At 66.0% G+C, this 23,123-nt stretch carries 12 protein-coding genes; 9 read left to right on the top strand and 3 right to left on the bottom strand.

What is annotated here, in order from left to right:
• Nucleotides 1-10: 10 nt before the first annotated feature.
• Nucleotides 11-562, bottom strand: a complete 552-nt coding sequence (locus tag ACO1XS_RS13260) for a sugar dehydrogenase complex small subunit (protein WP_486390861.1) — start codon at nt 560-562, stop codon at nt 11-13.
• Nucleotides 563-1,123: 561 nt separating this feature from the next.
• Between ACO1XS_RS13260 and ACO1XS_RS13255 the strand changes: the two genes are divergently transcribed.
• The 7 genes from ACO1XS_RS13255 to treY are packed head-to-tail and all read left to right on the top strand — an operon-like array spanning nt 1,124 to nt 19,610.
• The gene (locus tag ACO1XS_RS13255) at nt 1,124-4,591 is read left to right on the top strand and encodes a maltotransferase domain-containing protein (RefSeq protein ID WP_486390860.1); all 3,468 of its coding nucleotides are present in this window, start codon (nt 1,124-1,126) and stop codon (nt 4,589-4,591) included.
• Nucleotides 4,581-8,045: a maltose alpha-D-glucosyltransferase gene (gene treS, locus ACO1XS_RS13250; RefSeq protein WP_331568529.1), complete on the top strand. Its 3,465-nt coding sequence runs from the start codon at nt 4,581-4,583 to the stop codon at nt 8,043-8,045. The genes ACO1XS_RS13255 and treS overlap by 11 nt, the downstream gene beginning before the upstream one ends.
• Nucleotides 8,046-8,062: 17 nt before the next feature.
• Nucleotides 8,063-10,306: a 1,4-alpha-glucan branching protein GlgB gene (gene glgB, locus ACO1XS_RS13245; RefSeq protein ID WP_486390859.1), complete on the top strand. Its 2,244-nt coding sequence runs from the start codon at nt 8,063-8,065 to the stop codon at nt 10,304-10,306.
• A 53-nt stretch (nt 10,307-10,359) separates the two neighbouring features.
• Entirely contained in the window at nt 10,360-12,513 is a 2,154-nt protein-coding gene (gene glgX / locus ACO1XS_RS13240) for a glycogen debranching protein GlgX (protein ID WP_486390858.1), read from the top strand.
• Nucleotides 12,514-12,529: 16 nt separating this feature from the next.
• Nucleotides 12,530-14,479 (top strand): malto-oligosyltrehalose trehalohydrolase, encoded by a 1,950-nt coding sequence (gene treZ / locus ACO1XS_RS13235; protein ID WP_486390857.1) that lies wholly within the window; start codon nt 12,530-12,532, stop codon nt 14,477-14,479.
• Between the two features lie 8 nt (nt 14,480-14,487).
• The gene (gene malQ, locus ACO1XS_RS13230; protein WP_331568536.1) at nt 14,488-16,722 is read left to right on the top strand and encodes a 4-alpha-glucanotransferase; all 2,235 of its coding nucleotides are present in this window, start codon (nt 14,488-14,490) and stop codon (nt 16,720-16,722) included.
• On the top strand, nt 16,719-19,610 hold the full coding sequence (treY, locus tag ACO1XS_RS13225; protein WP_486390856.1) for a malto-oligosyltrehalose synthase: 2,892 nt from the start codon (nt 16,719-16,721) through the stop codon (nt 19,608-19,610). Before malQ ends, treY begins: the two co-directional genes overlap by 4 nt.
• 105 nt (nt 19,611-19,715) lie before the next feature.
• Here the strand turns inward: treY and ACO1XS_RS13220 are convergent, their stop codons facing one another.
• A complete protein-coding gene (locus ACO1XS_RS13220; RefSeq protein ID WP_440561452.1) occupies nt 19,716-20,492 on the bottom strand; it encodes a sensor histidine kinase in 777 nt (258 codons plus the stop codon).
• A 187-nt stretch (nt 20,493-20,679) separates the two neighbouring features.
• On the opposite strand from ACO1XS_RS13220, the gene ACO1XS_RS13215 reads away from it, so the two are divergent.
• Nucleotides 20,680-21,021, top strand: a complete 342-nt coding sequence (locus ACO1XS_RS13215) for an FKBP-type peptidyl-prolyl cis-trans isomerase (protein ID WP_173256657.1) — start codon at nt 20,680-20,682, stop codon at nt 21,019-21,021.
• A gap of 59 nt (nt 21,022-21,080) precedes the next feature.
• Nucleotides 21,081-21,914, top strand: a complete 834-nt coding sequence (locus ACO1XS_RS13210; RefSeq protein ID WP_331568540.1) for a helix-turn-helix transcriptional regulator — start codon at nt 21,081-21,083, stop codon at nt 21,912-21,914.
• Here the strand turns inward: ACO1XS_RS13210 and ACO1XS_RS13205 are convergent.
• The gene (locus ACO1XS_RS13205) at nt 21,894-23,084 is read right to left on the bottom strand and encodes an O-succinylhomoserine sulfhydrylase (protein WP_331568542.1); all 1,191 of its coding nucleotides are present in this window, start codon (nt 23,082-23,084) and stop codon (nt 21,894-21,896) included. The genes ACO1XS_RS13210 and ACO1XS_RS13205 overlap by 21 nt on opposite strands.
• Between the last annotated feature and the right edge of the window lie 39 nt (nt 23,085-23,123).

Below are 23,123 nucleotides of genomic sequence, written 5' to 3'. Positions count from 1 at the left end.
GTAGGTTCGGCTAAGGCTTGCGCGTCCAGTAAAACGGCACATCCCGGCAGTACGACGGCACGGTCAGCACGTCTTTGACGGGATCGAACATCAGGGCTCTTTCGTAGGCGAGCACTTTCACGGTGGGCGACTCGCCGACTAGACCGAGGTACCACGCGCGCATGATCTGGCCGACTGTCTTCGCGAGCGGCGGCTCCGCGGCCCGCAGCGCAGCCGTCACGGTATCGCGCGGCACACCGCCGTGCGATTTGAGCCACGTATTGATCGCGGCGACGTTTTGCGTGAACGCGCTGTCGGTCTTGACGAGTGCTTCGTAGATGCGCTTGCCGAGCGCGGGATCGAGCTGACTTCGTCCGCACAGCTCCTTCGTCAACGCGACGAACGCATCGAGCCCGCCGCCCGCCGGGGGCGAGAATGCGAACGCCGAGCGGGTGCCGAACGGCAGGCCCAGCACCGTGGCGATCGATAGCGCGCTCGCGAAGGCGGACGTACCGAGCACGAACGTTCTACGGGCGAAAGCCGCCGGCGCGTTGCGGCGCCGGCTCTCTCGGGCATCTGTCATGTGGGCTCCAAGGTCTGATCGTGACCCTGCCGGCACGCGCCAGCATTGCAGGTCGCCCCCGAATCCGGTCTTGGCGCCGCCCTTGAACTGGCGGTCTTTCATTATGCGAGATCGTGCGAGATGCGCGGGCGGCGCCCACAGCGACGAAATATAGCCGTCTCGGCCGCATTCGACAATCGTCGGATAATGCTTCGCGCATCCGGATGGGGCGAATACGCGCCAAATCGGCATCCGATGTAAAAACGCGCCAGCGCGGCACGACAGATTTACGCGCTCCGGCCGGCGCCGGCCGCAAGCGCCGCTCGCGGTGCGCGAAACACCTCACATCCGCGGCCAACGCGCGCATACTGGTCTCCATCGACGATTCGCGCCGACATGGGCGCGCCGTCCCGCCACCGCGGCATGCAACCTGCTTGCGTTGCTCTCGTTCGCGCGCAAGCGCCGCCGAGGTCCCGGGCCGATGCCTCCCGTCCCGGCGCGCCTCGAGCGCCACCTTCTATGGCGATGCGATCGCGCGCGAGCCGCGTGCATCCACACCGCCGGACGACCTGGAATCGACCGATGGAACGACGTCAAACGTATGCGCCGCGGATCTACTTCATTCACCCCCTTCTCGTTGGGCACCTCGACGCGTGGCCGGCCCAATTCGAGCGCGCGGCCGCGCTCGGGTTCGATCACGTCCTGATCGGCTCGCCTTTCGCGCCCGACGAAGCGGGCCATCTCTATCTCGTCGCCGACCACGACCGGCTTCATCCTGCGTTCGCGAGCGCGGACGATGCGAACACGGCACTCGGGCGTCTTGCGCGTGATGCCCGCGCCAACGGTCTCGCGTTGCTCGTCGATGTCGTACTCGATCGCGTCGCCGCCAACGGCGCGCTCGTGCGCGATCACGGCGAGTGGTTTCGTCGTTCCGAGATCGACGAGTGGAAGCTCGATCCACGGCACGCGCCTCGCGTGGATCATGCCGCCCATGCGGACTTCGACGACGCACGCGCCGCCGCGGAACTCGGCGCCTGGTGGAGCGAGCGGCTCACCGCGCTCGCACAGGCCGGCGTGGCGGGATTTCGTTTCGATTCGCCGCACCGGGTCAGCGCCGATGTCTGGCGCGAACTGGGCGCCGCGCTGCGTGCCCGCCACCCCGAAACGCGCTTGCTGGCCGCAACGCCGGGCCTCGCGCGCGGCGACCTCGCGCGTCTCGAGCGCGCGGGATTCGACAGCGTCTTCTCGTCGGTCCGATGGTGGGACTTCCGTCAAGACTGGCTCGTGGAAGAACACGCCGCGCTCGCGCGCATCGGCGCACCGATCGCTTTTCCGGAGGCGCCGTATGGACCACGCCTCGCCAATGACTACACGGGTTCGACCGACGCGGTGGCGATCGAGCGCGCGTACCGGCGCGCGATCGATGCATGTGCCGCACTGGGCACCGGCTGGCTCGTGCCGATGGGCTTCGAGCGCGGCATCGACGAGCCGTTCTCGTACCGTTCGGGCAGCCCCTCGGCCTACCGGGCGGCTCTCGACGCGGGCCGCTTCGATCTGAGCGAGTACATCGCGCAAACCAACCGCATGCTCCAGCAAACGCCTCTTTTGGCGACGGTGGGCGAGTTGCGAGCCCTTTCGAGCGCCGGCGCGCACGTGGCCGCATTGCTGCGCGGAGAATCCGCCGACTTGCGCGATGCGCGCGAGGGGGCACTGCTGCTGGCCAACCCGGACCTCAGCGCGCCGGCCTTCGTCGATCCGGGGCAACTTCTCGACGGCGTGCCCGGCAACTTGACGTTATTCAAGCCGCTCGTCCAGCCCTGCACGGCACCGGCCGAGCCGCTCGCCCCGTTCACGCTCGCGCCCGGGGAAACGCGGCTTTTGCGCGCCGTCGCGAGCCCGTGCGTGAGCGCGCGTCATGCTACGAAACGCGCCGCGACGGCAGCCGTTACGGAAGCGATCGCGGCACCGCGCGTTGCGATCGAAAGCGTGTCGCCTTCCATCGACGGCGGCCGCTTCGTCGCAAAGCGCGTCGTGGGCGAGCCGATCGAGATCAGCGCGGCGATCTTCGGCGAAGGACACGACAAGATTGCGGCAGCTGTCATCTGGCGTGCCGCCGATGAGCCCAAGTGGCGCGAGACGCGGATGGTCCCGGCCGAACCCGCGGGACTCGACCTTTGGCGCGCGCAGATCGCGCTGGGGCGCGTCGGGCGGTATGAATTCACGGTGATCGCATGGCGCGACGATTTCGCCTCGCTGGTCGATCACATCCGCAAAAAACTGAAAGCCGATCAGGCGGTCGATCTCGAGCTCGAAGAAGCCCGTCATCTGCTCGCCCGCGTGCTGGCCGAGGCTCAGACAGCCGATACGGCCGACGCCGATCCGCATCGGGATCAGCATGACGCCCAAGAAGCGCAGCGCGATGCGATCGCGCGCCTCAAGGAGTTGGCCCGGCGATTCGCGCAGGCCAACCCGGCGGCTCGGCTCGACATCGTGCTCTCGCCGGAAACGGAAAGCGCCGTTGCGCTGGCCCGCCACCGCCCGTTTCTTTCGCGCGACCCGGTGATTTACCGCATCGACGCGGAACGGTCCGCGGCCCGCTTCGGCAGTTGGTACGAAATCTTCCCGCGCTCGATGAGCGACGATCCCGCGCGTCACGGTACCTTCGACGATGTCATCGCAAAGCTGCCGCGCGTACGCGACATGGGGTTCGACGTACTCTACTTCCCGCCGATTCACCCGATCGGTAAAACGAATCGAAAGGGCCGCAACAATACGCTGAACGCGCAGCCCGGCGACGTAGGCAGCCCCTACGCGATAGGAGGCCAGGAAGGCGGGCATACGGCGGTTCATCCCGAGCTCGGCACGCTCGACGACTTCAAGCGCATGCTGGCTGCCGCGCACGAGCACGGCCTCGAAATCGCGCTCGACTTTGCGATCCAGTGCTCGCCCGATCACCCGTGGCTCGCCGAACATGCCTCGTGGTTCGCCTGGCGCCCCGACGGCTCGCTGCGCTACGCCGAGAATCCGCCGAAGAAGTACCAGGACATCGTGAACCCGGAGTTCTACGCGCACGATGCGAAGCCCGCATTGTGGCTCGCGCTGCGCGACGTCATCCGGTTCTGGATCGATGCGGGCGTACGGATTTTTCGCGTCGACAACCCGCATACGAAGCCGTTGCCGTTCTGGGAGTGGATGATCGGCGATATTCGTGCCGCGCATCCCGATGTCATCTTCCTGTCCGAGGCATTTACGCGTCCTCGTCTGATGTACCGGTTGGCGAAGATCGGCTTTTCGCAGTCGTACACGTACTTCACGTGGCGCGAATCGAAGCGCGACTTCACCGACTACCTGACCGAGCTCACACAGACGAACGTGCGCGAATTCTTCCGCCCGCACTTTTTCGTCAATACGCCCGATATCAACCCGCGTCACCTGCAAGCGTCGGGGCGAGCGGGGTTCATGATCCGGGCCGCGCTCGCGGCGACGCTCTCGGGACTATGGGGCGTATACAGCGGGTTCGAGCTCTGCGAATCGAAGGCGCTGCCCAACAGCGAGGAGTATCTCGATTCCGAGAAGTATCAGCTGCGTGCCTGGGATTGGGACAGGCCCGGCAACATCGTCGATGTCGTCACGACACTCAATCGGATCCGCCGCGCCAACCGCGCCTTGCAAACGCATCTCGGACTCACGTTCCTGAGCGCGCACAACGAGCGCATTCTCTTTTTCGAAAAGGCGACCCCAGCGCGCGACAACGTGATCCTCGTCGCCATCTGCCTCGATCCGTTTTCGCCGCAGGAGGCGGATGTCGAGCTGCCGTGGCACACCTTCGCTCACTGGCACATGCTCGACGGGGATGCACTGGCCGTGACCGATCTCGTCAGCGGCGCACGCTTCGAATGGCGTGGCCGCCATCAGCACATCCGGATCGAGCCCGACACGCTGCCGTTCGCGATACTGCGCATCGCGCCTGCAACGGGGTTGCCGCGCGATACGCGCGCGCAGCTCGAACATGGCCGGCCCGCCGCCGCGGAGACCCATCATGAAGCGTGAAGATCATCACGTCGACCCGGCCACCGCCGAGGCCGACCGTGCCCCGGACGCGAGCCGCAAGCGCGAGCGGGCCCGCCGTCGCGCAAAGCAATCGCCGCTGACGGACGATCCGCTCTGGTACCGGGACGCGATCATCTATCAAGTGCACGTGAAGTCGTTTTTCGATGCGAACAACGACGGAGTCGGCGACTTTCCGGGCCTCATCGCGAAGCTCGACTACATTGCCGGTCTCGGCGTCGATACGATCTGGCTGCTGCCGTTCTATCCTTCTCCGCGCCGCGACGATGGCTACGACATCGCCGATTACCGCGACGTGCACCCCGATTACGGCACGCTCGCCGATGTGCGCCGCTTCATCCAGGGTGCCCACGCGCGCGGCATCCGTGTCGTGACCGAACTCGTCATCAACCATACGTCGGATCAGCACCCGTGGTTTCAGCGGGCGCGGCGCGCCAAACCGGGCTCGAACTATCGCAATTACTATGTCTGGTCCGATACGGACAAGAAGTACGCCGGCACGCGCATCATCTTCATCGACACCGAGCCGTCGAACTGGACGCACGACCCGGTCGCGAACGCGTATTACTGGCACCGCTTCTATTCGCACCAGCCCGACCTGAATTTCGACAATCCCGCCGTGATGCGCGAAGTGCTGCAGGTCATGCGCTTCTGGCTCGACATGGGCATCGACGGGCTGCGGCTCGACGCCGTACCGTACCTCGTAGAGCGCGAAGGGACCAACAACGAGAATTTGCCGGAGACGCACGCGATCCTGAAGCGCATTCGCGCGACGATCGATGCGGAGTATCCGAACCGGATGCTGCTTGCCGAAGCGAATCAGTGGCCCGAGGACGTGCAGGAGTACTTCGGCAACGAAGACGAATGCCACATGGCATTCAACTTCCCGCTGATGCCGCGTCTTTACATGGCGATCGCGAGCGAGGACCGATTCCCGATCACCGACATCATGCGGCAAACCCCTGAGTTGCCGCCCACTTGCCAGTGGGCCATCTTCCTGCGCAACCACGACGAGCTCACGCTCGAGATGGTGACCGATTCCGAGCGCGACTATCTGTGGAACACCTATGCGAGCGATCGTCGCGCACGGCTCAATCTCGGCATCCGCAGGCGGCTCGCTCCGCTCATGGAACGCGACCGCCGCCGCATCGAACTCATCAATTCGCTGCTGCTGTCGATGCCGGGCACGCCCGTCATCTATTACGGCGACGAGCTCGGCATGGGCGACAACATCCATCTCGGCGACCGCGATGGCGTGCGCACGCCGATGCAGTGGTCGTCCGACCGCAACGGCGGATTTTCGCGGGCCGATCCCGAGCAACTGGTACTGCCGCCGTTGATGGGTTCGCTCTACGGCTTCGACGCAGTCAACGTCGAAGCGCAAACGCGCGATCCGCATTCGCTGCTCAACTGGACGCGCCGGATGCTCGCGACGCGCCGTTCGGCCCACACGTTCGGGCGCGGCAGCATCCGTTTCCTGCGGCCCGCGAATCGCAAGATTCTGGCTTACCTGCGCGAGCTCGAAGGGCAGCCGCCGATCCTTTGCGTCGCGAATCTTTCGCGCGCGCCGCAGGCCGTCGAGCTGGATCTGTCGGAGTTTGCCGGACGCGTCCCCGTCGAAATGACGGCCGATTCCGTATTTCCGGCCATCGGGCAGCTCAGCTATCTGCTGACGTTCCCACCCTACGGCTTCCTCTGGTTCTCGCTGTGCTCGCGCGAGGACCGTCCGTCGTGGAGCCAGCCCGGTTCCGAGCAACTGCCGGAATTCGTCACGCTCGTCATTCGGTCCGAGCAGACGGGACCGACTCCCGAAAACGTGCGGCTGCTCGAATCGGAAGTGCTGCCGTCGTATCTGAGCCGTCGGCGCTGGTTCGCCTCCAAGGACCAGAAGCTCAAGGCAGTCCGGCTCGCCGCCCTCACCACCATTCCCGATGCCGGTTTCGCCTTCACGGAAATCGAAGCCGATGTCGGCAGCCATACCGAGCGCTACGTGCTGCCGCTCGGCATCACCTGGGGCTCGGATACCACCGTGCCGCTCTTCATGCAGCTCGCGCTCGCTCGTGTGCGACGTGGCCGCAACATCGGACATCTGACCGATGCGTTCGCGCTGCCGCAGTTCGCGCATGGCGTACTGAAAAAACTGCGCGAGCGCGCCATCGTGCAGACGGTCCAAAAGAGCGAAATCCGTTTCGCGCCGACTGCACGCTTCGACGAACTCGAGGATATCGGCGAATCCGCGGAGATCCGCTGGCTGGCCGCGGAGCAGAGCAACAGCTCGCTGATCGTGGCCGAGCGCGTCGTGCTCAAGCTCGTGCGGCGCGTCGTCGGCGGCGTTCACCCCGAAGCGGAGATGAGCCGCTATCTGACCGACATCGGCTACGCCAACACGGCACCGCTTTACGGCGAAGTCGTGCGTGTCGATCCCGAGGGGGTACCGCATACGCTCGTCCTCCTACAAGGCTTCATCGAAAACCAGGGCGACGCGTGGAACTGGGCCCTCGACTATCTGCGCCGGGTCGTCGACGAGCTCGCGCTCGCCGCCGAAACCGAGGAGCCGGAACAGGAAGCGGACAAGTTCGCGGCCTATTGCGGCCTCACTGGAACGATCGGGCGCCGGCTCGGCGAGCTTCACGCGGCACTCGCGGCGCCCAGCGACAACCCGGCCTTCGCACCGGAGCCCGCCACGCGCAAAGACGTGCGCGGGTGGGTCGACGGCGTGAAAACGATGCTGGCGGCGGCGCTCGATGTCCTCGCCGCGGAGCTCGCCAAACCCGGCGAGCATCTTTTGCCCGATACGCGCGCGGCAGCCGAGCACCTCGTCTCGATTCGCGCACGGCTCACCGAGGCGATCGAGAAGCATGTTCCCGAGACCGTCGACGCGTTGCGCATTCGCGTGCATGGCGACTTCCACCTCGGGCAGGTGCTGATCGCGCAAAACGATGTCTATCTGATCGACTTCGAAGGCGAGCCCGCGCGGTCGCTCGAGGAGCGGCGTATGAAGAGAAGCCCGCTCGTCGACGTGGCGGGCCTGCTGCGCTCGCTCTCCTATGCAAGCGCCGCCGCGCAGCCGACGCTCGAAAACGCGCCGGCGCCGACCGCCGATCGCAAGCGCATGCTGTTCGAGCGCTTCCGCACGAGCGGCGAGGAAGCCTTCCTGGCCGGCTATCGCGAGGCGATCGACCAAGCGGTGAAACCGCTCGTCACCGAGGAGACGCAGGCCGCCCTGCTCGATCTTTTCCTGATCGAGAAAGCCGCCTACGAGGTCCGCTACGAAGCCGCCAATCGGCCGACCTGGCTGGCGCTGCCCGTGCGCGGCCTTGCCGCGCTCGCAGACCGGCTGATCGGCGTACCGGTGTCCGGAGCCGGCAGCGGCGGCGGCAAAACCAGCGCAGCGGGTGACGACGGCCACGCCGACGGCTCGCCCGCGTCGCCTTGATTTGCTTCGGTGTACTCATGAACGATACATCCTTCCCCCGCCACTCCGGTGCCGACCGCAATCCGTCGATCGGGCTCGATCCCGTCGACATCGAGGCGCTCGTCGACGCCCGCCATCCCGATCCGTTCTCGCGGCTCGGCATGCATTCGACGAGCGCGGGCCATGTCGTGCGCGTCCTGCTGCCCGGCGCGGCGCACGTGGCTGTCGTCGACCGCGCGAGCGGCGCTGTGCTCGGCCAACTCTCCGAGATCGCCGCGGGCGGCCTCTTCGCGGGCTTCGTCGAGCGCGCCGTCCCCTACCGACTGCGCATCGACTGGCATGGCGTCGAGCAAGAAATCGAGGACACCTACTCGTTCGGGTCCGTGCTCGACGAAGACGCACTGCAACGGCTCGCGCGGGCGGACCCCTACGCAGTCATACAGTGCCTCGGCGCGCGGCCGTGCACGCAAGACGGCATACCGGGGGTGCGTTTTGCCGTGTGGGCGCCCAATGCGCGGCGTGTCTCGGTCGTCGGCGAATTCAATGCATGGGACGGCCGTCGTCACCCCATGCGGCTCAGGCACGTCGCCGGGGTATGGGAGCTCTTCGTTCCGCGCCTCGCGGCAGGCGCGACCTACAAATACGAAATCATCGCGAGAGACGGCCACACGCTGCCGCTGAAGGCCGATCCTTGCGCCATGCAAACGGAGCGCACACCGGCAACCGCATCGGTCGTGGCCGATGTGGAGCGTATCGAGCAATTTCGCTGGACCGACGGCGCATGGATTGCGAACCGTGGATCGTTGCAAACACCCGACGCGCCGATTTCGATCTACGAGGTGCATCCCGAATCGTGGCTGCGCATCGATGAAGCTGGGCATCGCGGGCTGAACTGGTCCGAGCTGGCCGAGCGGCTGATCCCCTACGCGCTCGACATGGGCTTCACGCATGTCGAATTCCTGCCGATCGCGGAGCATCCGTTCGGCGGCTCCTGGGGTTACCAGCCGCTTTCGCCGTTCGCCCCGTCGGCCCGCTTCGGGCCGCCGGAAGGTTTCGCGGAATTCGTCAATCGCGCGCACGAAGCGGGCCTCGGCGTCATTCTCGACTGGGTCAGCGCGCACTTCCCGAACGATGCGCACGGTCTCGCGGCATTCGACGGCACCCCGCTCTACGAGCATGCCGATCCACGCGAGGGCTACCATCAGGACTGGAACACGATGATCTACAACCTCGGTCGCCACGAGGTCAGCGCGTTCCTCATCGCTTCCGCCCTCGCCTGGCTGCTGCGCTATCACGTCGACGGTTTGCGCGTGGACGCCGTGGCTTCGATGCTCTATCGCGATTATTCGCGCGCCGAAGGCCAATGGGTGCCCAATATCTACGGCGGCCGCGAGAATCTCGAAGCCATCGCGTTCCTCAAACGCGTCAATCACGAAGTGGGCTACGCACCGGGGGTACCCGGTGCGATCACCATCGCGGAGGAATCGACGGCATGGCCCGGCGTCACGGCGCGCGTCGAAGATGGCGGACTCGGCTTCAATTTCAAATGGAACATGGGTTGGATGCACGACACGCTGCACTACGTGCAGGAAGACCCGGTCTATCGACGCTACCACCATCACAACATGACGTTCGGTATGGTCTACGCGTATTCCGAGCGTTTCGTACTGCCGCTTTCGCATGACGAAGTCGTACACGGCAAGGGTTCGCTCCTCGGCAAAATGCCGGGCGACCGGTGGCAGCGCTTCGCCAATCTGCGTGCGTATTTCGGCTTCATGTGGACCCATCCCGGCAAGAAGCTGCTCTTCATGGGCGGCGAGTTTGCGCAGGACACCGAGTTCGATCATGACGGCTCGCCGCGCTGGCATCTGATCGACGACCCGATGCACCGCGGCGTGCAACTGCTCGTACGCGACCTCAACCGTGTGTATGCCGCGGAGCCGGCACTGCATGCGCTCGATTCGGAGCCGGGCGGCTTCGAATGGCTCGTCGGCGACGACAGCGCAAACAGCGTGTTCGCGTACCGGCGCTGCGACGGCGCCGGCAGGGAGGTCGCCGTGGTCTGCAACTTCACGCCGGTCCCCCGTCACGGCTATCGAATAGGCATGCAGCGTGCGGGCCCGTGGCACGAGATCATCAATACCGACGCGGACATCTACGGAGGATCGAATGTCGGTAACGGCGGTGTCGCCGTGACCGAAAACGTCGCGAGTCACGGCAAGCCTCAGTCGCTGGTGCTGACGCTGCCGCCGCTCGCGACGATCGTGCTGCGCGCGGACTGACGTGAGCGGCACCCCACGATACGAACCATATGAACCGAAAAGGATGACGGGGCATGGCGAACGCATTACCCGAGAGACTCGAGGCCGGTGCAGGGTATCCGCTTGGGGCTTCGTGGGACGGACTCGGCGTCAACTTCGCCGTCTTTTCGGCCAACGCGCAGCAAATCGATCTTTGTCTCTTCGATCCGACAGGCCATAAGGAGCTCGCGCGCTACCCGTTGCCCGAATGCACGGACGAGGTCTGGCACGGCTATCTTCCCGGCGCCCATCCCGGCACGGTGTACGGGTTTCGCGCACATGGCCCCTATCATCCCTATGACGGTCATCGCTTCAATCCATCGAAGCTGTTGCTCGATCCCTATGCGAAGAAGCTCGCCGGCGCGTTTCGGTGGTCCGATGCGCTTTTTGCCTATCGCGTCCATTCGAACCGCCACGATCTGTCGATCGATCGGCGCGATTCGGCACCGGCCATGCCGAAGTGCGTCGTCATCGACGAAGCATTCGATTGGTCGCACGACGTGCGCCCCGAGGTTCCGTGGGCCGAAACGATCGTCTACGAGGCGCACGTCAAAGGCCTGTCGATGACCGACGATGACATTCGTCCCCACGAACGCGGCAGCTTCGCCGCGCTTGCATCGCCGCGCTTGATCGATCATCTGCATAAACTCGGCATCACCACGATCGAGCTCTTGCCGATCCATGCGTTTCTCGATGAACGTTTCCTGCTCGAGCGTCAGTTGTCGAACTACTGGGGATACAACACGGCGACTTTTTTCGCACCGCACCCCGCCTACCTCTCCACGCGCCGGCTCAGTGAAATCCGCATCGCCGTGCGGCAATTTCACGCCGCGGGCATCGAAGTGATACTCGACGTGGTCTACAACCACACGTGCGAAGGCAACGAGCTCGGGCCGACCGTCTGCTGGCGCGGTCTCGACAATGCGAGTTACTACCGTCTGATCCCCGGCGACGAGCGTCATTACATCAACGATACGGGCTGCGGCAATACGCTGAATCTCTCGCACCCGCGTGTGCTGCAGATGGTCATGGATTCGCTACGGTACTGGGTGAATGCCTATCACGTCGATGGCTTCCGTTTCGATCTCGGTGTGACGCTCGGCCGCGAAGGCACCGGTTTCGATCCCGGCTCGGGATTTTTCGATGTGATTCGCCAGGACCCGGTACTCTCGCAACGCAAGCTGATTTCCGAGCCTTGGGATGTGGGCCCGGGCGGCTACCAGGTCGGCCGGCATCCACCCGGCTTTGCCGAATGGAACGATAAATTCCGCGACTGCGTACGGCGCTTCTGGCGCGGCGATTCGAATGTGCGCGCCGAGCTTGCCGCGCGCGTCGCCGGTTCGGCCGAGCTGTTCGATCATCGCTTCAGGCGGCCATGGGCGTCGGTCAACTTTCTCGCGTCGCACGACGGTTTCACGCTGGCCGACCTCGTCTCATACGAGCAAAAGCACAACGAAGCCAATGGCGAAAACAACGCCGACGGGCACAACGAAAACTGCAGCGCGAACTGGGGTGCCGAGGGCCCGACCGACGATCCCGAGATCGTTGCCACTCGCGCTCGCGTCACGCGTTCCATGCTGGCGACGCTCTTCACCTCGCTCGGCACGCCGATGCTGTCGGCCGGCGACGAATTCGGCCGCACACAAGGCGGCAACAACAATGCTTATTGTCAGGACAACGAAATGTCGTGGCTCGACTGGCGCGCGGCCGAAAGCGGCGAAGGCGCGGCGCTCGTCGCGTTCGTCGCGCGGCTCATTGCGCTGCGCAAGCGCCACCCGCTGCTGCGCTCCACGCGGTTTCTACATGGCGCGGACGATGTGTTGCCCGGCATCAAGGACGTCGGCTGGTTCGACGAGCGCGGCCAACCGCTGACGGACGAAGCGTGGCAGGACCCCGAGGGTCGGGCGCTCACGCTGCGCCGTGCAGGAGCGGGCATGACCGGTGAGACCGAAGTGCTGTTGCTGATGCTCAACGGGGGCCCGATGCCGCTCGCGTTCACGCCACCCGAGCCCGCTCTGGAATGGAACGTGCTGATCGATAGTACAGAGCCGGAGGTTCCCGCTCATCGCCTCGAAGGCGAAACGCTCGTTCTCGGCGAACACGGGTTTGCCGTTCTTTGCGCGCAGCCGCCGCAAGCCGGTGCGTCCGCCGCGCACGATAGCACCGCAGCGGTCGACACTCATCGCTGAACGAAGGATCAGTCTCATGCACGAACATCCGTTCGACCGCGCCGTCCGACACGCGCACTGTCTGCCCTTCGGCGCGCACTTGCTCGATACCGCAGCGGGCGCGCAACCGCGTACCCGTTTTCGCTTCTGGGCGCCGGCATGCAAGGCGGTGCGCGTTGAAATCGAATACAACGCGTCGACGGATCTCGTCGACATGCATGCGACCGGCAACGGATGGTTCGAGGCGCAAGCCGCGTGTGGCGCGGGCGCGCGTTATCGCTATCTGATCGACAGCGACCACGGCGTCGGCCGCCTCGCGGTACCGGACCCGGCCTCGCGCTTTCAACCGGAAGACGTGCACGGTCCGAGCGAGGTCATCGCGCCGCGCGCCTACGCGTGGCAACACGCCGAATGGCAAGGCCGGCCCTGGGCAGAAACGGTCATCTACGAGATGCACGTCGGCGCGCTGGGCGGCTACGCGAGTATCGCCAAGCGCCTGCCGCGGCTCGCCGAGCTCGGGGTCACGGCCATCGAGCTGATGCCGCTCAACGATTTTCCCGGCCACCGCAACTGGGGATACGACGGCGTACTGCCGTTCGCGCCCGATTCGTCCTACGGACGCCCGGAAGACCTCAAGGCGCTGATCGATGCAGCGCATGGTCACGGCCTCGCCGTTTTCCTCGATGTCGTGTACAACCACTTCGGTCCCGAAGGCAACTATCTGCCGCGCTATGCGCCGTCGTTCTTTCGCAGCGACGTCAAAACGCCATGGGGCGCCGCGATCGACTTCGCTCGCATGGAAGTCAGCGAGTTCTTTTGTCAGAACGCGCTCTACTGGCTGCACGAATATCGGTTCGACGGCCTGCGCTTCGACGCCGTGCATGCCATCGGCAACGACGAATGGCTGCGCGAGTTGGGCGAACGCGTGCGCCGCTCGATCGAGCCCGGTCGCCATGTCCATCTCGTGCTCGAGAACGAGCGCAACACGGCCAGCCTGCTGGACGGTCCGTTCGACGCCCAATGGAACGACGATGCGCACAACGTGCTGCACGTACTGTTGACCGGCGAGCACGAGGGCTACTACCGCGCCTACGCCGACAAGCCGATCGAGAAGCTCGCGCGCGTACTGGCCGAAGGTTTCGCCTACCAGGGCGAGCCCTCGCCCATCCATGACGGCGCACCGCGCGGCGAACCGAGCGCGCATCTGTCGCCCACCTCGTTCGTGATGTTCTTGCAGAATCACGATCAGGTCGGCAATCGCGCGTTCGGCGAGCGTCTGCGCACGCTGTGCGCGCCGCAGGCACTGCTCGCCGCGAGCGCGCTCGTGCTGCTCGCACCGCAAATTCCGCTGATTTTCATGGAGGAAGAATCGGGCTCCACGCAACCGTTCTTCTATTTCACCGATTACGCAGGCGAACTCGCCGACGCGGTACGCGAAGGGCGGCGGCAGGAGTTCGCGAAGTTCGCCGCCTTCAGCGATCCGGAACGGCGCGCCCGCATTCCCGATCCGAATGCCGCGCAGACGTTCGCCCTGTCTTCGCCGCCGGCACCGGACGATGTCTGCGAGACGCAAACGGCACCGCGCAGGAGCCCCGTGGGCGAACACGACGCCTGGTTGCACTTCTATCGCTCCGCGCTGGCGGTGCGCGCCAAACTGATCGCGCAGCGCATCGAGCATTCGCGCGCGCTCGGCGCATCGGTGTTGAAAATGCCAAGCGGACTCGACGCCAATGCGCTCGTCGCGCGCTGGCGGCTCGCCGACGGCGAGATCTTGTCGATCGCCCTGAATCTCACACCCGATCCACTACCATTTCCCGAACGGCCCGACGGGATGGTCGTTTTCGAAACACCGCCGCGCACGCGCGATGCCGTGGACGCCGGGGAGCTGCCGCCCTACGCCTGCATCGCCTGGCTGACCGGCGACGTCAACAGCTATGCGCTGCGGCACGATGCGCGCGCCGTCGACGCACAGCGGCGCGACACGTGAGCGCGATCATGGCAAAGGCCCCGCCCAACCGATCGGAACACGACGCGATCGAGCGCCTTGCCACCCGCGCCGGCTTCGAAGTGCGATGGGAGGACGCCAACGGCCACGAGCATCGAGTGCCGCACGACACGCTCGCCACGCTCCTCGATGCACTGGGGCTGCCCTGCCGCACGCGCCGCGAAGCGCAAGCGAGCCTTGCCATGCTGGATGCGGAGCAAGCCGCGCACACGTTGCCGCCGCTCATCACCGCCGAATGCGGCCACGCTATCGCGTTGCCCGCACGCGCGGTAAAGCCGACCAGCCGATATCGGATCGAGCTCGAAGGCGGCGAATCGATCGAAGGGCGTCTCGGCACCCCGAGGGGTGAAACGGCACTGCTTGCCCCTGTCTCGCAGCCCGGCTACCACACGCTTTGCGTCGATGATCATTGCGTGCAGCTGGCCGTTGCGCCCAGCCGTTGCCATACCGTGGCCGACGCCTGCCGCGCAGCCGGCCTCGAGGCAGCGCACCCGGCGCTATGGGGCATCGCCGCGCAGTTGTATGGCCTGCGCCGCGACGGGGACGGCGGCATCGGCGACTACTCCGCGCTCGCCGCGTTTGCGATCGAGAGTGCGCGCCGCGGCGCGCATGCACTGGCCATCAGCCCGACGCATGCGATGTTCAGCGCGGCACCGACCAAGTTCAGTCCGTACTCCCCGTCGTCGCGCCTCTTTTTGAACGTCGCGCATATCGATCCCGCGGCCGTGCTCGGGCGCGATGCTGCCCAGAGCGCGCTGCAGGCCGTCGGAGCGACGCGGGCGTGGGCAGCCCTGGAGGCCGAGCCGCTAGTCGATTGGCCGAATGCCGTGGGGCTGCGGCTCATCGTGCTGCGGGCGCTGTTCGAGCGGTTCTGTCTGCGCGATCGGGCCGGCAGCTCACCGAATGCGGCCGACTTCGAGGCGTTTTGCGCGCGCGGCGGACAGCCGCTGGAGGATCACGCGCGTTTCGAAGCGATCGATGCGTTCGAGCGCGCCCGCCACGGCCACGATCACTGGCGCGACTGGCCAGCCGAGTTGAGGCATCCGCGCAGTGCGCAAACCGAAGCCTTCGCACGCGAGCAGCGGCAAGAGATCGACTTTCACCTGTTCCTGCAGTGGCTGGCCGCCAAAGGACTCGACTACGCGCAACACGCCGCGCGCGATGCCGGGATGGCGATAGGCCTGATCGCCGACCTCGCCGTCGGCTGCGATGGCGCCGGCAGCCATGCGTGGTCGTATCGGGACGAGATGCTGCAGGGCGTCTCCGTCGGTGCGCCTCCGGATCTGTTCAATCAGGCCGGGCAAGCGTGGGGGCTGACGACATTCTCACCGCGCGCCATGAACCAACAAGGCTACGCCGCGTTCATCGACATGCTGCGCGCCGCCTTCGCTCATTCGGGCGGCCTGCGCATCGACCACGTGCTGGGACTCAAACGGCTATGGCTCGTACCGGAAGGCGCGCGGGCAGCCGACGGCGCCTACCTGGCCTATCCCTTCGACGACCTGCTGCGGCTCATCGCGCTCGAATCGTGGCGGCATCATGCCGTCGTGATCGGCGAGGACCTCGGCACGGTGCCGGCCGGCTTCCGCGATCGCCTCGCGCATCACGGCGTGCTGGGCATGCGCGTGCTCTGGTTTGAGCGAACCGCCGACGGCAAAGGCTTTGCCGCGCCCGGGCAATGGGATGAGGGCGCGCTCGCCACGACGACAACGCACGATCTGCCCACGATCGCGGGTTGGTGGCAAGGTCACGATATCGACTGGCGCCACCGCATCGGACAAACGGCGGCGCGACCGGATCGCCGAGATCCTGTCGCGCTTGCAAAGGCGGAACGCGCCGCCGATCGCGATGCTCTCTGGCGCGCGCTCCAGCAGGCGGGCATCGCCCCGCGCGCCGTCGAGGCACCACCGCCGGAGCAGCCGCCCATCGACGAAGCGCTGGCCTATGTCTGCGCCACGCCGGCACCGCTCGTCGTCTATCCGCTCGAAGACCTCATGGGCCTCGCCGAGCAGCCCAATCTGCCCGGTTCCGTGGATGAACATCCGAACTGGCGGCGCCGTCTCGCGGTATCGATCGATGCGCTGTTCGCCGACGACGGGCTCAACGTCAGGCTGCGCGCGATCGCCCATGCGCGTCCACGCAACACCGCCCACACCGCCAACACCGGTAACGCCGGCACGGCGCCGCCCGCGCGAGCCCCGCACGGGGCGCCCCGCCGATCATGACGCTGCCGCGCTCCACGCTTCGGTTGCAGCTGCACCGCGGATTCACGTTCGACGATGCGGCCGCCAACGCCGACTACTTCGCGGCGCTCGGTGTCAGCCACCTTTATCTGTCTCCGCTGACGACGGCCGCGCCCGGCTCGATGCATGGTTACGACGTGGTGGACTACGGCATCGTCAATCCGGAGCTCGGCGGCGAAGCCGCGCTAAAGCGCCTGGCCGATGCGCTGCACGCACGGCAAATGGGCATCGTCGCCGACATCGTGCCCAATCACATGGGCATCTGGCAGGCGGGCAACAAATGGTGGCTCGATGTGCTCCAGTGGGGTCGCCACAGCACCTACGCCCGCCACTTCGACATCGACTGGCACTCGCCGGATCCGGCCCTGCGCGGCAAGGTCCTCGCTCCATGCCTCGGCGCGCAATATGGCGCGGAGCTCGCGGCTGGCCGCATTACGCTCGTGTTCGACGCCCAGCGCGCGCGCTTCGCCGCACGCTATGCGGAGCATGTCTTTCCAATTTGCCCCGTCGACTACGCGGCGATCCTGCGGGGCGGGGCAACCGCGGAAGCCGCGCCCGACTCGGCGCTGGCTGCGATCGCCGAACGCTTCGACAACCTCACGCCGCAGCCGGAGGACCGCACGCGCGCATCGAGCGCCCTCGATGGCTTGCAAGCCTATGTCGTCACGCACGGCACACAGGCGATCGAGAACGCGCTCGCCGCCTATGCACCGCATGCCGGTGCATCGCGCGAGCGCCTGCATCGGCTGCTCGAGCGCCAGTTCTATCGCCTCGCCTGGTGGCGCACGGCCGCCGACGAAATCAATTGGCGGCGCTTTTTCGATATCGGCTCGCTCGCCGCCGTTCGCACCGAACGCGCCGAAGTCTTCGAGGCAGCGCACGCGCTCATCCTGCGGCTTTATACCGAGGGCGTCATCGACGGGGTGCGCATCGATCATATCGATGGCCTCGTCGATCCACGCGAGTATTGCCACCGCTTGCGCGAGCGGTTCGCGGAGCGACAGGGGCAACGCCCGCCCCAGCTCGGCGATGCGCGCGCATATCTGATCGTCGAGAAAATCCTGGCGGCAGACGAAACGCTACCTGTCGACTGGGACGCCGACGGCACGTCCGGTTACGACTTCATGGATCTGATCGGTGCGCTGTTGCACGACCCGAACGGCGAAGCGCCGCTCACTGCCGCGTGGAACGACCTCGCCGGCAGCGAAACGTCGTTCATCGAGACAGCGCGTGCGGCCCGTCGAAAGATTCTTGCGGAGAACCTCTCGGCCGAGCTCGATCGCGCAAGCCGCGCCCTGCACCGGTTGGCACGCGAGCATCCCGCCACGCGCGATTTCACGTTCACCGCGATTCGGCGCGCGTTGACCGAGCTGGCCGTGCATCTTCGCGTCTATCGGGTCTATCCGAGCAACGGCGTCCGGACGCTGGATGACGAACCGTATTTTCAAGCGGCGCTGGACGGTGCGCGCGCATCGCTGCCGGCAAGCTACTCGGCCGTACTCGATCAAATCGATCTGTGGCTCGGCGGACACGATGGACGCGACGAGCAGGCGGGCACTCCAAGCGCCGGCGCGGGCGCCGGCGCAGCGGGCCGGGAACGCCGCACAGCCTGCGCCTATTTCGCGCAACTGAGCGCGCCGCTGGCCGCCAAGGCCGTCGAAGACACGGCGTTTTACCGCTATGGACGGCTATTGTCGCGCAACGAGGTCGGCGCCGACCCCGGCGTATTCGCGTTCACGGTCGAGCAATTCCATGCGGCGAACCTCGAGCGTGCCCAGCGCTTCCCGCACGGTCTTGTCACAACTGCCACACATGACCACAAGCGCGGCGAGGATGTACGGGCGCGGCTCGCCGTGCTCAGTGAAATCGCGAGCGAATGGTGCGCCGTACAGCGTGCGTGGTCGGCACTCAACGCGCCGCATCGACGTACCGCGACAGGGGAGTTGGCCGCCGATGCGGCCGCGCCTGGAGCGGCCGCATCGCGCGAGTGGGCGCCCGGCGCGTGCGCCGAGGCGATGCTCTATCAGACGCTCGTGGGCTGCTGGCCGCTCGAGCTCGACCCGTCCGACGCTCGGGGCGTCGAGGCCTTCGCCGAGCGAGTGGCCACGTGGCAACTGAAAGCCCTGCGCGAGGCCAAGCTGCGCACGAGCTGGCAGGCGCCCGATCTGGACTACGAAGCAGCCTCGCGCGCATTTCTCTTCGATATCCTCGCTCCGCAGCGCCGCGACGGCTTCTTGAACGAGCTTGCCTCGTTCGTCGCGCGCATCGCGCCCGCGGGAGCGGTGAACAGTCTGTTGCAAACCATCGTGCGCATTGCATCGCCGGGCGTCCCCGACCTTTACCAGGGCACCGAGCTTTGGGATTTCAGCCTCGTCGATCCCGACAATCGCCGGCCCGTCGACTTCGAGGCACGCCGTGCCGCACTCGCGGATACGCCACCGAGCGAACGACTTGGCACGTGGCGCGATGCGCGCGTGAAGCTCGGTATCGTTCACCGCGCGCTGGCGCTGCGCGCCGTCTCGCCGGCGCTCTTTCTCGCGGGTGCCTATCTACCGTTGCGCGTGCATGGCAGCGGCGCGCGGCACGTGGTCGCATTCGCGCGCCGACACGGCGATGCCTATGCCATCGTCGTCGGAACACGGCTCGCCGCCGCCCTGCTTTCGCCGCAACGCGATCTGCCGCTCGTCGATCCGCTGCGGTGGGACGATACGTCGATCGAGTTGCCGCTCGCGCTAGCCGGCCGTGCGCTATTCGATTGGTTGAGCCCCGCGGCGCCGAAGGTGGGCGACGACGGCCGCCTTTTCGTGCGCGATGTGCTGAGCGCATTGCCCGTTGCGTTGCTTGTCGAGGAAGGCGTGCCGGGCCGATGACGGCCCGGCGCAACGTGCGCTGCGCCGTGCGTCCGCGCGTTGCGCGTTAGCACGTTTGCGCGTTTCGTCAGGCGATAACGGCGGCTGACATCCGCCCCCCGGCTGTCAGACCGCGATCAGCGGAACGCGCAGCGAAAGCCGCGATATTTCGCCCTCACCGGCGCCGCTCTGCTCGAACGTGCCGCCGTGCGCGAGCGCCACGCGCTGAGGCAGCGCGAGCACCCACGCAACGCGGCCTGCTTCGCGCGGCAGCAACACCTGCTTGCGCGCGAACGGCTCGAACGCGTGCGGCAGTTCCGCATCCGTCAGCGCGGCCGCGTTGATCGTATGGCTGACCTCGGTGCGCCAAAAGCCGCCGTCGATACTGCTTTGGAGCGTCACGACCGTGCCGGGCGCACTGCCCTCGACGCCGAACGCGAGCATCACCCATACGGCTTGCAGCAGGCGCTCCTTGTCGCCATCGCATTGCTCGCCGTCGAGCGGCGAATCGAAACTGAACGACACGCCTCGCGCCTCGGCAAGCGAGCGCCTGAGCTCGTCGAGGCCGCGTTCGAGCACCGGGCGCAACTGGAAAGCGGCACGCTCGATGGGCAACGCTTTCGTCTCGGCGCGCGTACCGTCGACAGCGTCTTCGAGCAGCTTGACTTGTTGTTCGACACCGGAACGGATCCCCGCGAGGGCGCGCAGCCCAGCCGGATCGTTCGGATCGATCTTGCGTTCGAGCACATACGCCCAACTATGAATCGCGTTCAGCGGGCTGCGCAGATCGTGAGACACGATCGACAGTACGTGATCGCGCATGAACAGCGCCGTCTCCGCGCGCATGCGCGCGAAGCGTTCATCGGATGTGGCAGCGGCAACGGCATTGAAAGACGTCGACACGATCGGCCTCTGGATGGATGGGTGTCCGGTTGCCCCGAGTTGCGCGCCCCTGCGCGGCACGATCGCGACATTGGCGTCGGCGACTCCCGAAGGACCCGGGTATGTCGGGAAACCACATTATAGGCACCTTGCCTGACGGCAAGCGCCTACAATGGCGGTTTTCCATTGCGATTCGAGGAGCAATCTCATGTCGAGCGTGACCACCGCGTCGGGCCTCCAATACGAAGATCTGACCGAAGGCAGCGGCGCCGAAGCCACGGCCGGCCGCACCGTCAGCGTCCATTACACCGGCTGGCTGACCGACGGACAAAAATTCGATTCGAGCAAGGACCGCAACGACCCATTCGCATTCGTACTCGGCGGCGGAATGGTCATCAAGGGCTGGGACGAGGGCGTGCAAGGCATGAAGGTCGGCGGGGTCAGACGCCTGACGATTCCGCCGCAGCTCGGTTACGGTGCACGCGGCGCCGGCGGCGTGATTCCGCCCAATGCAACGCTCGTATTCGAAGTGGAATTGCTGGACGTCTGATCGACGGTCCATTCGTCGCGATTCGTATCGATCCGCATATCGCCATCGCGCGGGCTGATATGAGCACACCCGTCCTTTCGTCACCGGGCGTTTCGCTGCGGCGCTTCGGGCAATCCCGCGCCTGCGACGAGCATGCGTTCCATCAGGTCGTCATCGGCTCCGATGGTGCGATGGAGATGACGGTCGATGGCATCGGCGAGCGCATCGACCGCGGCCGCGCCTGGCTCGTTCCCGCAGGCGCATTGCACGAGTACGCCGGCATCGGCGAGAACCGGCAACTCGTGGTCGATCTACCGCCTGCCTCGCTCGCCATTCCCGAGCGGCTCTTTGCGCGAGCGCTGGTATTGACGCTCGACGAGGCGATGACGGCGCTCGTTGCCGATGTCGTGCGAGCGCGTGCGCAGATGGGGCTGGCGGGCGCGGCAGACACCGACCGATCGTGGCCGGCGCGTCGATTCGGATGGGAGGCCGCCACACGTCTCGCCTCGGCACTCGCCACGCTGGGTGGCCTGACCGACGCCGCGCCGGCTGCGGGGCTCGACTTCGCACGCATCGACGGCTGGCTGCGCGCACGTTTATCTGAGCCGCTGCGCGTGGCCGATCTCGCGGCGTATTGCGGCTTCGGTGTGCGTCGTTTTCATCAGCTTTTCGACGAGGCGTTCGGCACGACGCCACATCGCTATTTGCAGCGATTGCGGCTCGACACGTCGCTCGCACTATTGCGCGATCCGCGCAACTCGCTGGCCGAGGTGGCGCTTGGCGTCGGCTTTGGCGATCAAAGCGCGTTCACGCATGCCTTCACGCGCCGCTTCGGCATCGCGCCCGGGCAATGGCGAGCCACGCCCGGAGCCCGGACAGTGGAACGGAACCGCTCACTCACCGAGACCGTGTGAGAGATCCGCGCAGATATCGCCCGCATCCTCGAGTCCGACGGCCACGCGCAGCAGCGCTTCGGTGATCCCCGCGGCCGCCCGCGCTTCGGGCGTGATACGGCTATGCGTCGTCGTGGCCGGATGGGTGATCGTCGTGCGCGTATCGCCGAGGTTGGCCGTGATCGAACACAATCGCGTACCGTCGATGACGCGCCACGCATTCGCACGTTGAGCATCGGGTGTGTCGCCGATGACTTCGAACGCAAGCACCGATCCACCCGAGCGCTGCTGTCGTTGCGCGATCGCATACTGCGGGTGCGACTCGAGTCCCGGGTAGTAGACGCGCTTGACGCGCGGATGCGCTTCGAGCCAGCGCGCGAGCGTCAGGGCACTGGCCGAATGGCGCTCAGCCCGCAGGGAAAGCGTCTCGAGGCCTTTGAGCAAAACCCACGCGTTGAAGGCGGACAGCGTCGGGCCCGCCGTGCGCACGAACGGAAACACTTTCTCCATGATGAACTGGCGCGTACCGACGAGCGCCCCGCCGAGCACGCGCCCTTGCCCGTCGATGAGCTTCGTGGCCGAGTGCATGACGACATCGGCGCCGAGTTTCAACGGCTGCTGAACGGCTGGGCTGCAAAACGAATTGTCGACGACGAACAGTGCACCGGCCGCCTTCGAAATCTGGCCGATGGCCTCGATATCGCACAACTCGGTCAACGGATTCGACGGTGTTTCGACGAAGAACAGCTTCGTTTCAGGACGTACGGCAGCGCGCCACGCGTCGAGATCGTTCGGATCGACGTAGGTCGTTGCGATGCCGAAGCGGCCGAAGATCTGCGTGAACAGACCGAGCGTGGAGCCGAACAACGCACGCGAGCTGACGATGTGGTCGCCGGCTTGCAGCGCCGCCATCACCACCGAAAGAATCGCACTCATGCCCGAGGCCGTCGCAATGCAAGCCTCGCCGCCTTCCAGCGCGGCAAGACGGTCCTGGAACATCGTGACGGTCGGGTTCGTGAACCGCGAGTACGTGTAGTAGTCCTCGGAATGCTTGAAGCGCTCGGCCGCTTCGGCCGCGCTCTTGAAGCAAAAGCTCGATGTCAGGAATAGCGCTTCGGAGTGTTCGTTGTATTCGGTGCGAACCGTGCCGGCGCGCACGGCGAGCGTGTCCAGATTAAAAGGGTCGTTCATGGTCGCAATGGCTACGAGAGAGTCGGCGAATAGGGGATG

It is taken from the genome of Trinickia sp. (assembly GCF_057351765.1).
Note: the sequence above shows the minus strand (reverse complement) of the source record. Positions and strands in the feature narration are given on the sequence as shown.

Bases quoted from the DNA above. Each gene is read 5' to 3' on its own strand.
- ACO1XS_RS13260 (WP_486390861.1), bottom strand. From the start codon at position 562: ATGACAGATGCCCGAGAGAGCCGGCGCCGCAACGCGCCGGCGGCTTTC.
- ACO1XS_RS13255 (WP_486390860.1), top strand. From the start codon at position 1,124: ATGGAACGACGTCAAACGTATGCGCCGCGGATCTACTTCATTCACCCC.
- treS (WP_331568529.1), top strand. From the start codon at position 4,581: ATGAAGCGTGAAGATCATCACGTCGACCCGGCCACCGCCGAGGCCGAC.
- glgB (WP_486390859.1), top strand. From the start codon at position 8,063: ATGAACGATACATCCTTCCCCCGCCACTCCGGTGCCGACCGCAATCCG.
- glgX (WP_486390858.1), top strand. From the start codon at position 10,360: ATGGCGAACGCATTACCCGAGAGACTCGAGGCCGGTGCAGGGTATCCG.
- treZ (WP_486390857.1), top strand. From the start codon at position 12,530: ATGCACGAACATCCGTTCGACCGCGCCGTCCGACACGCGCACTGTCTG.
- malQ (WP_331568536.1), top strand. From the start codon at position 14,488: ATGGCAAAGGCCCCGCCCAACCGATCGGAACACGACGCGATCGAGCGC.
- treY (WP_486390856.1), top strand. From the start codon at position 16,719: ATGACGCTGCCGCGCTCCACGCTTCGGTTGCAGCTGCACCGCGGATTC.
- ACO1XS_RS13215 (WP_173256657.1), top strand. From the start codon at position 20,680: ATGTCGAGCGTGACCACCGCGTCGGGCCTCCAATACGAAGATCTGACC.
- ACO1XS_RS13210 (WP_331568540.1), top strand. From the start codon at position 21,081: ATGAGCACACCCGTCCTTTCGTCACCGGGCGTTTCGCTGCGGCGCTTC.
- ACO1XS_RS13205 (WP_331568542.1), bottom strand. From the start codon at position 23,084: ATGAACGACCCTTTTAATCTGGACACGCTCGCCGTGCGCGCCGGCACG.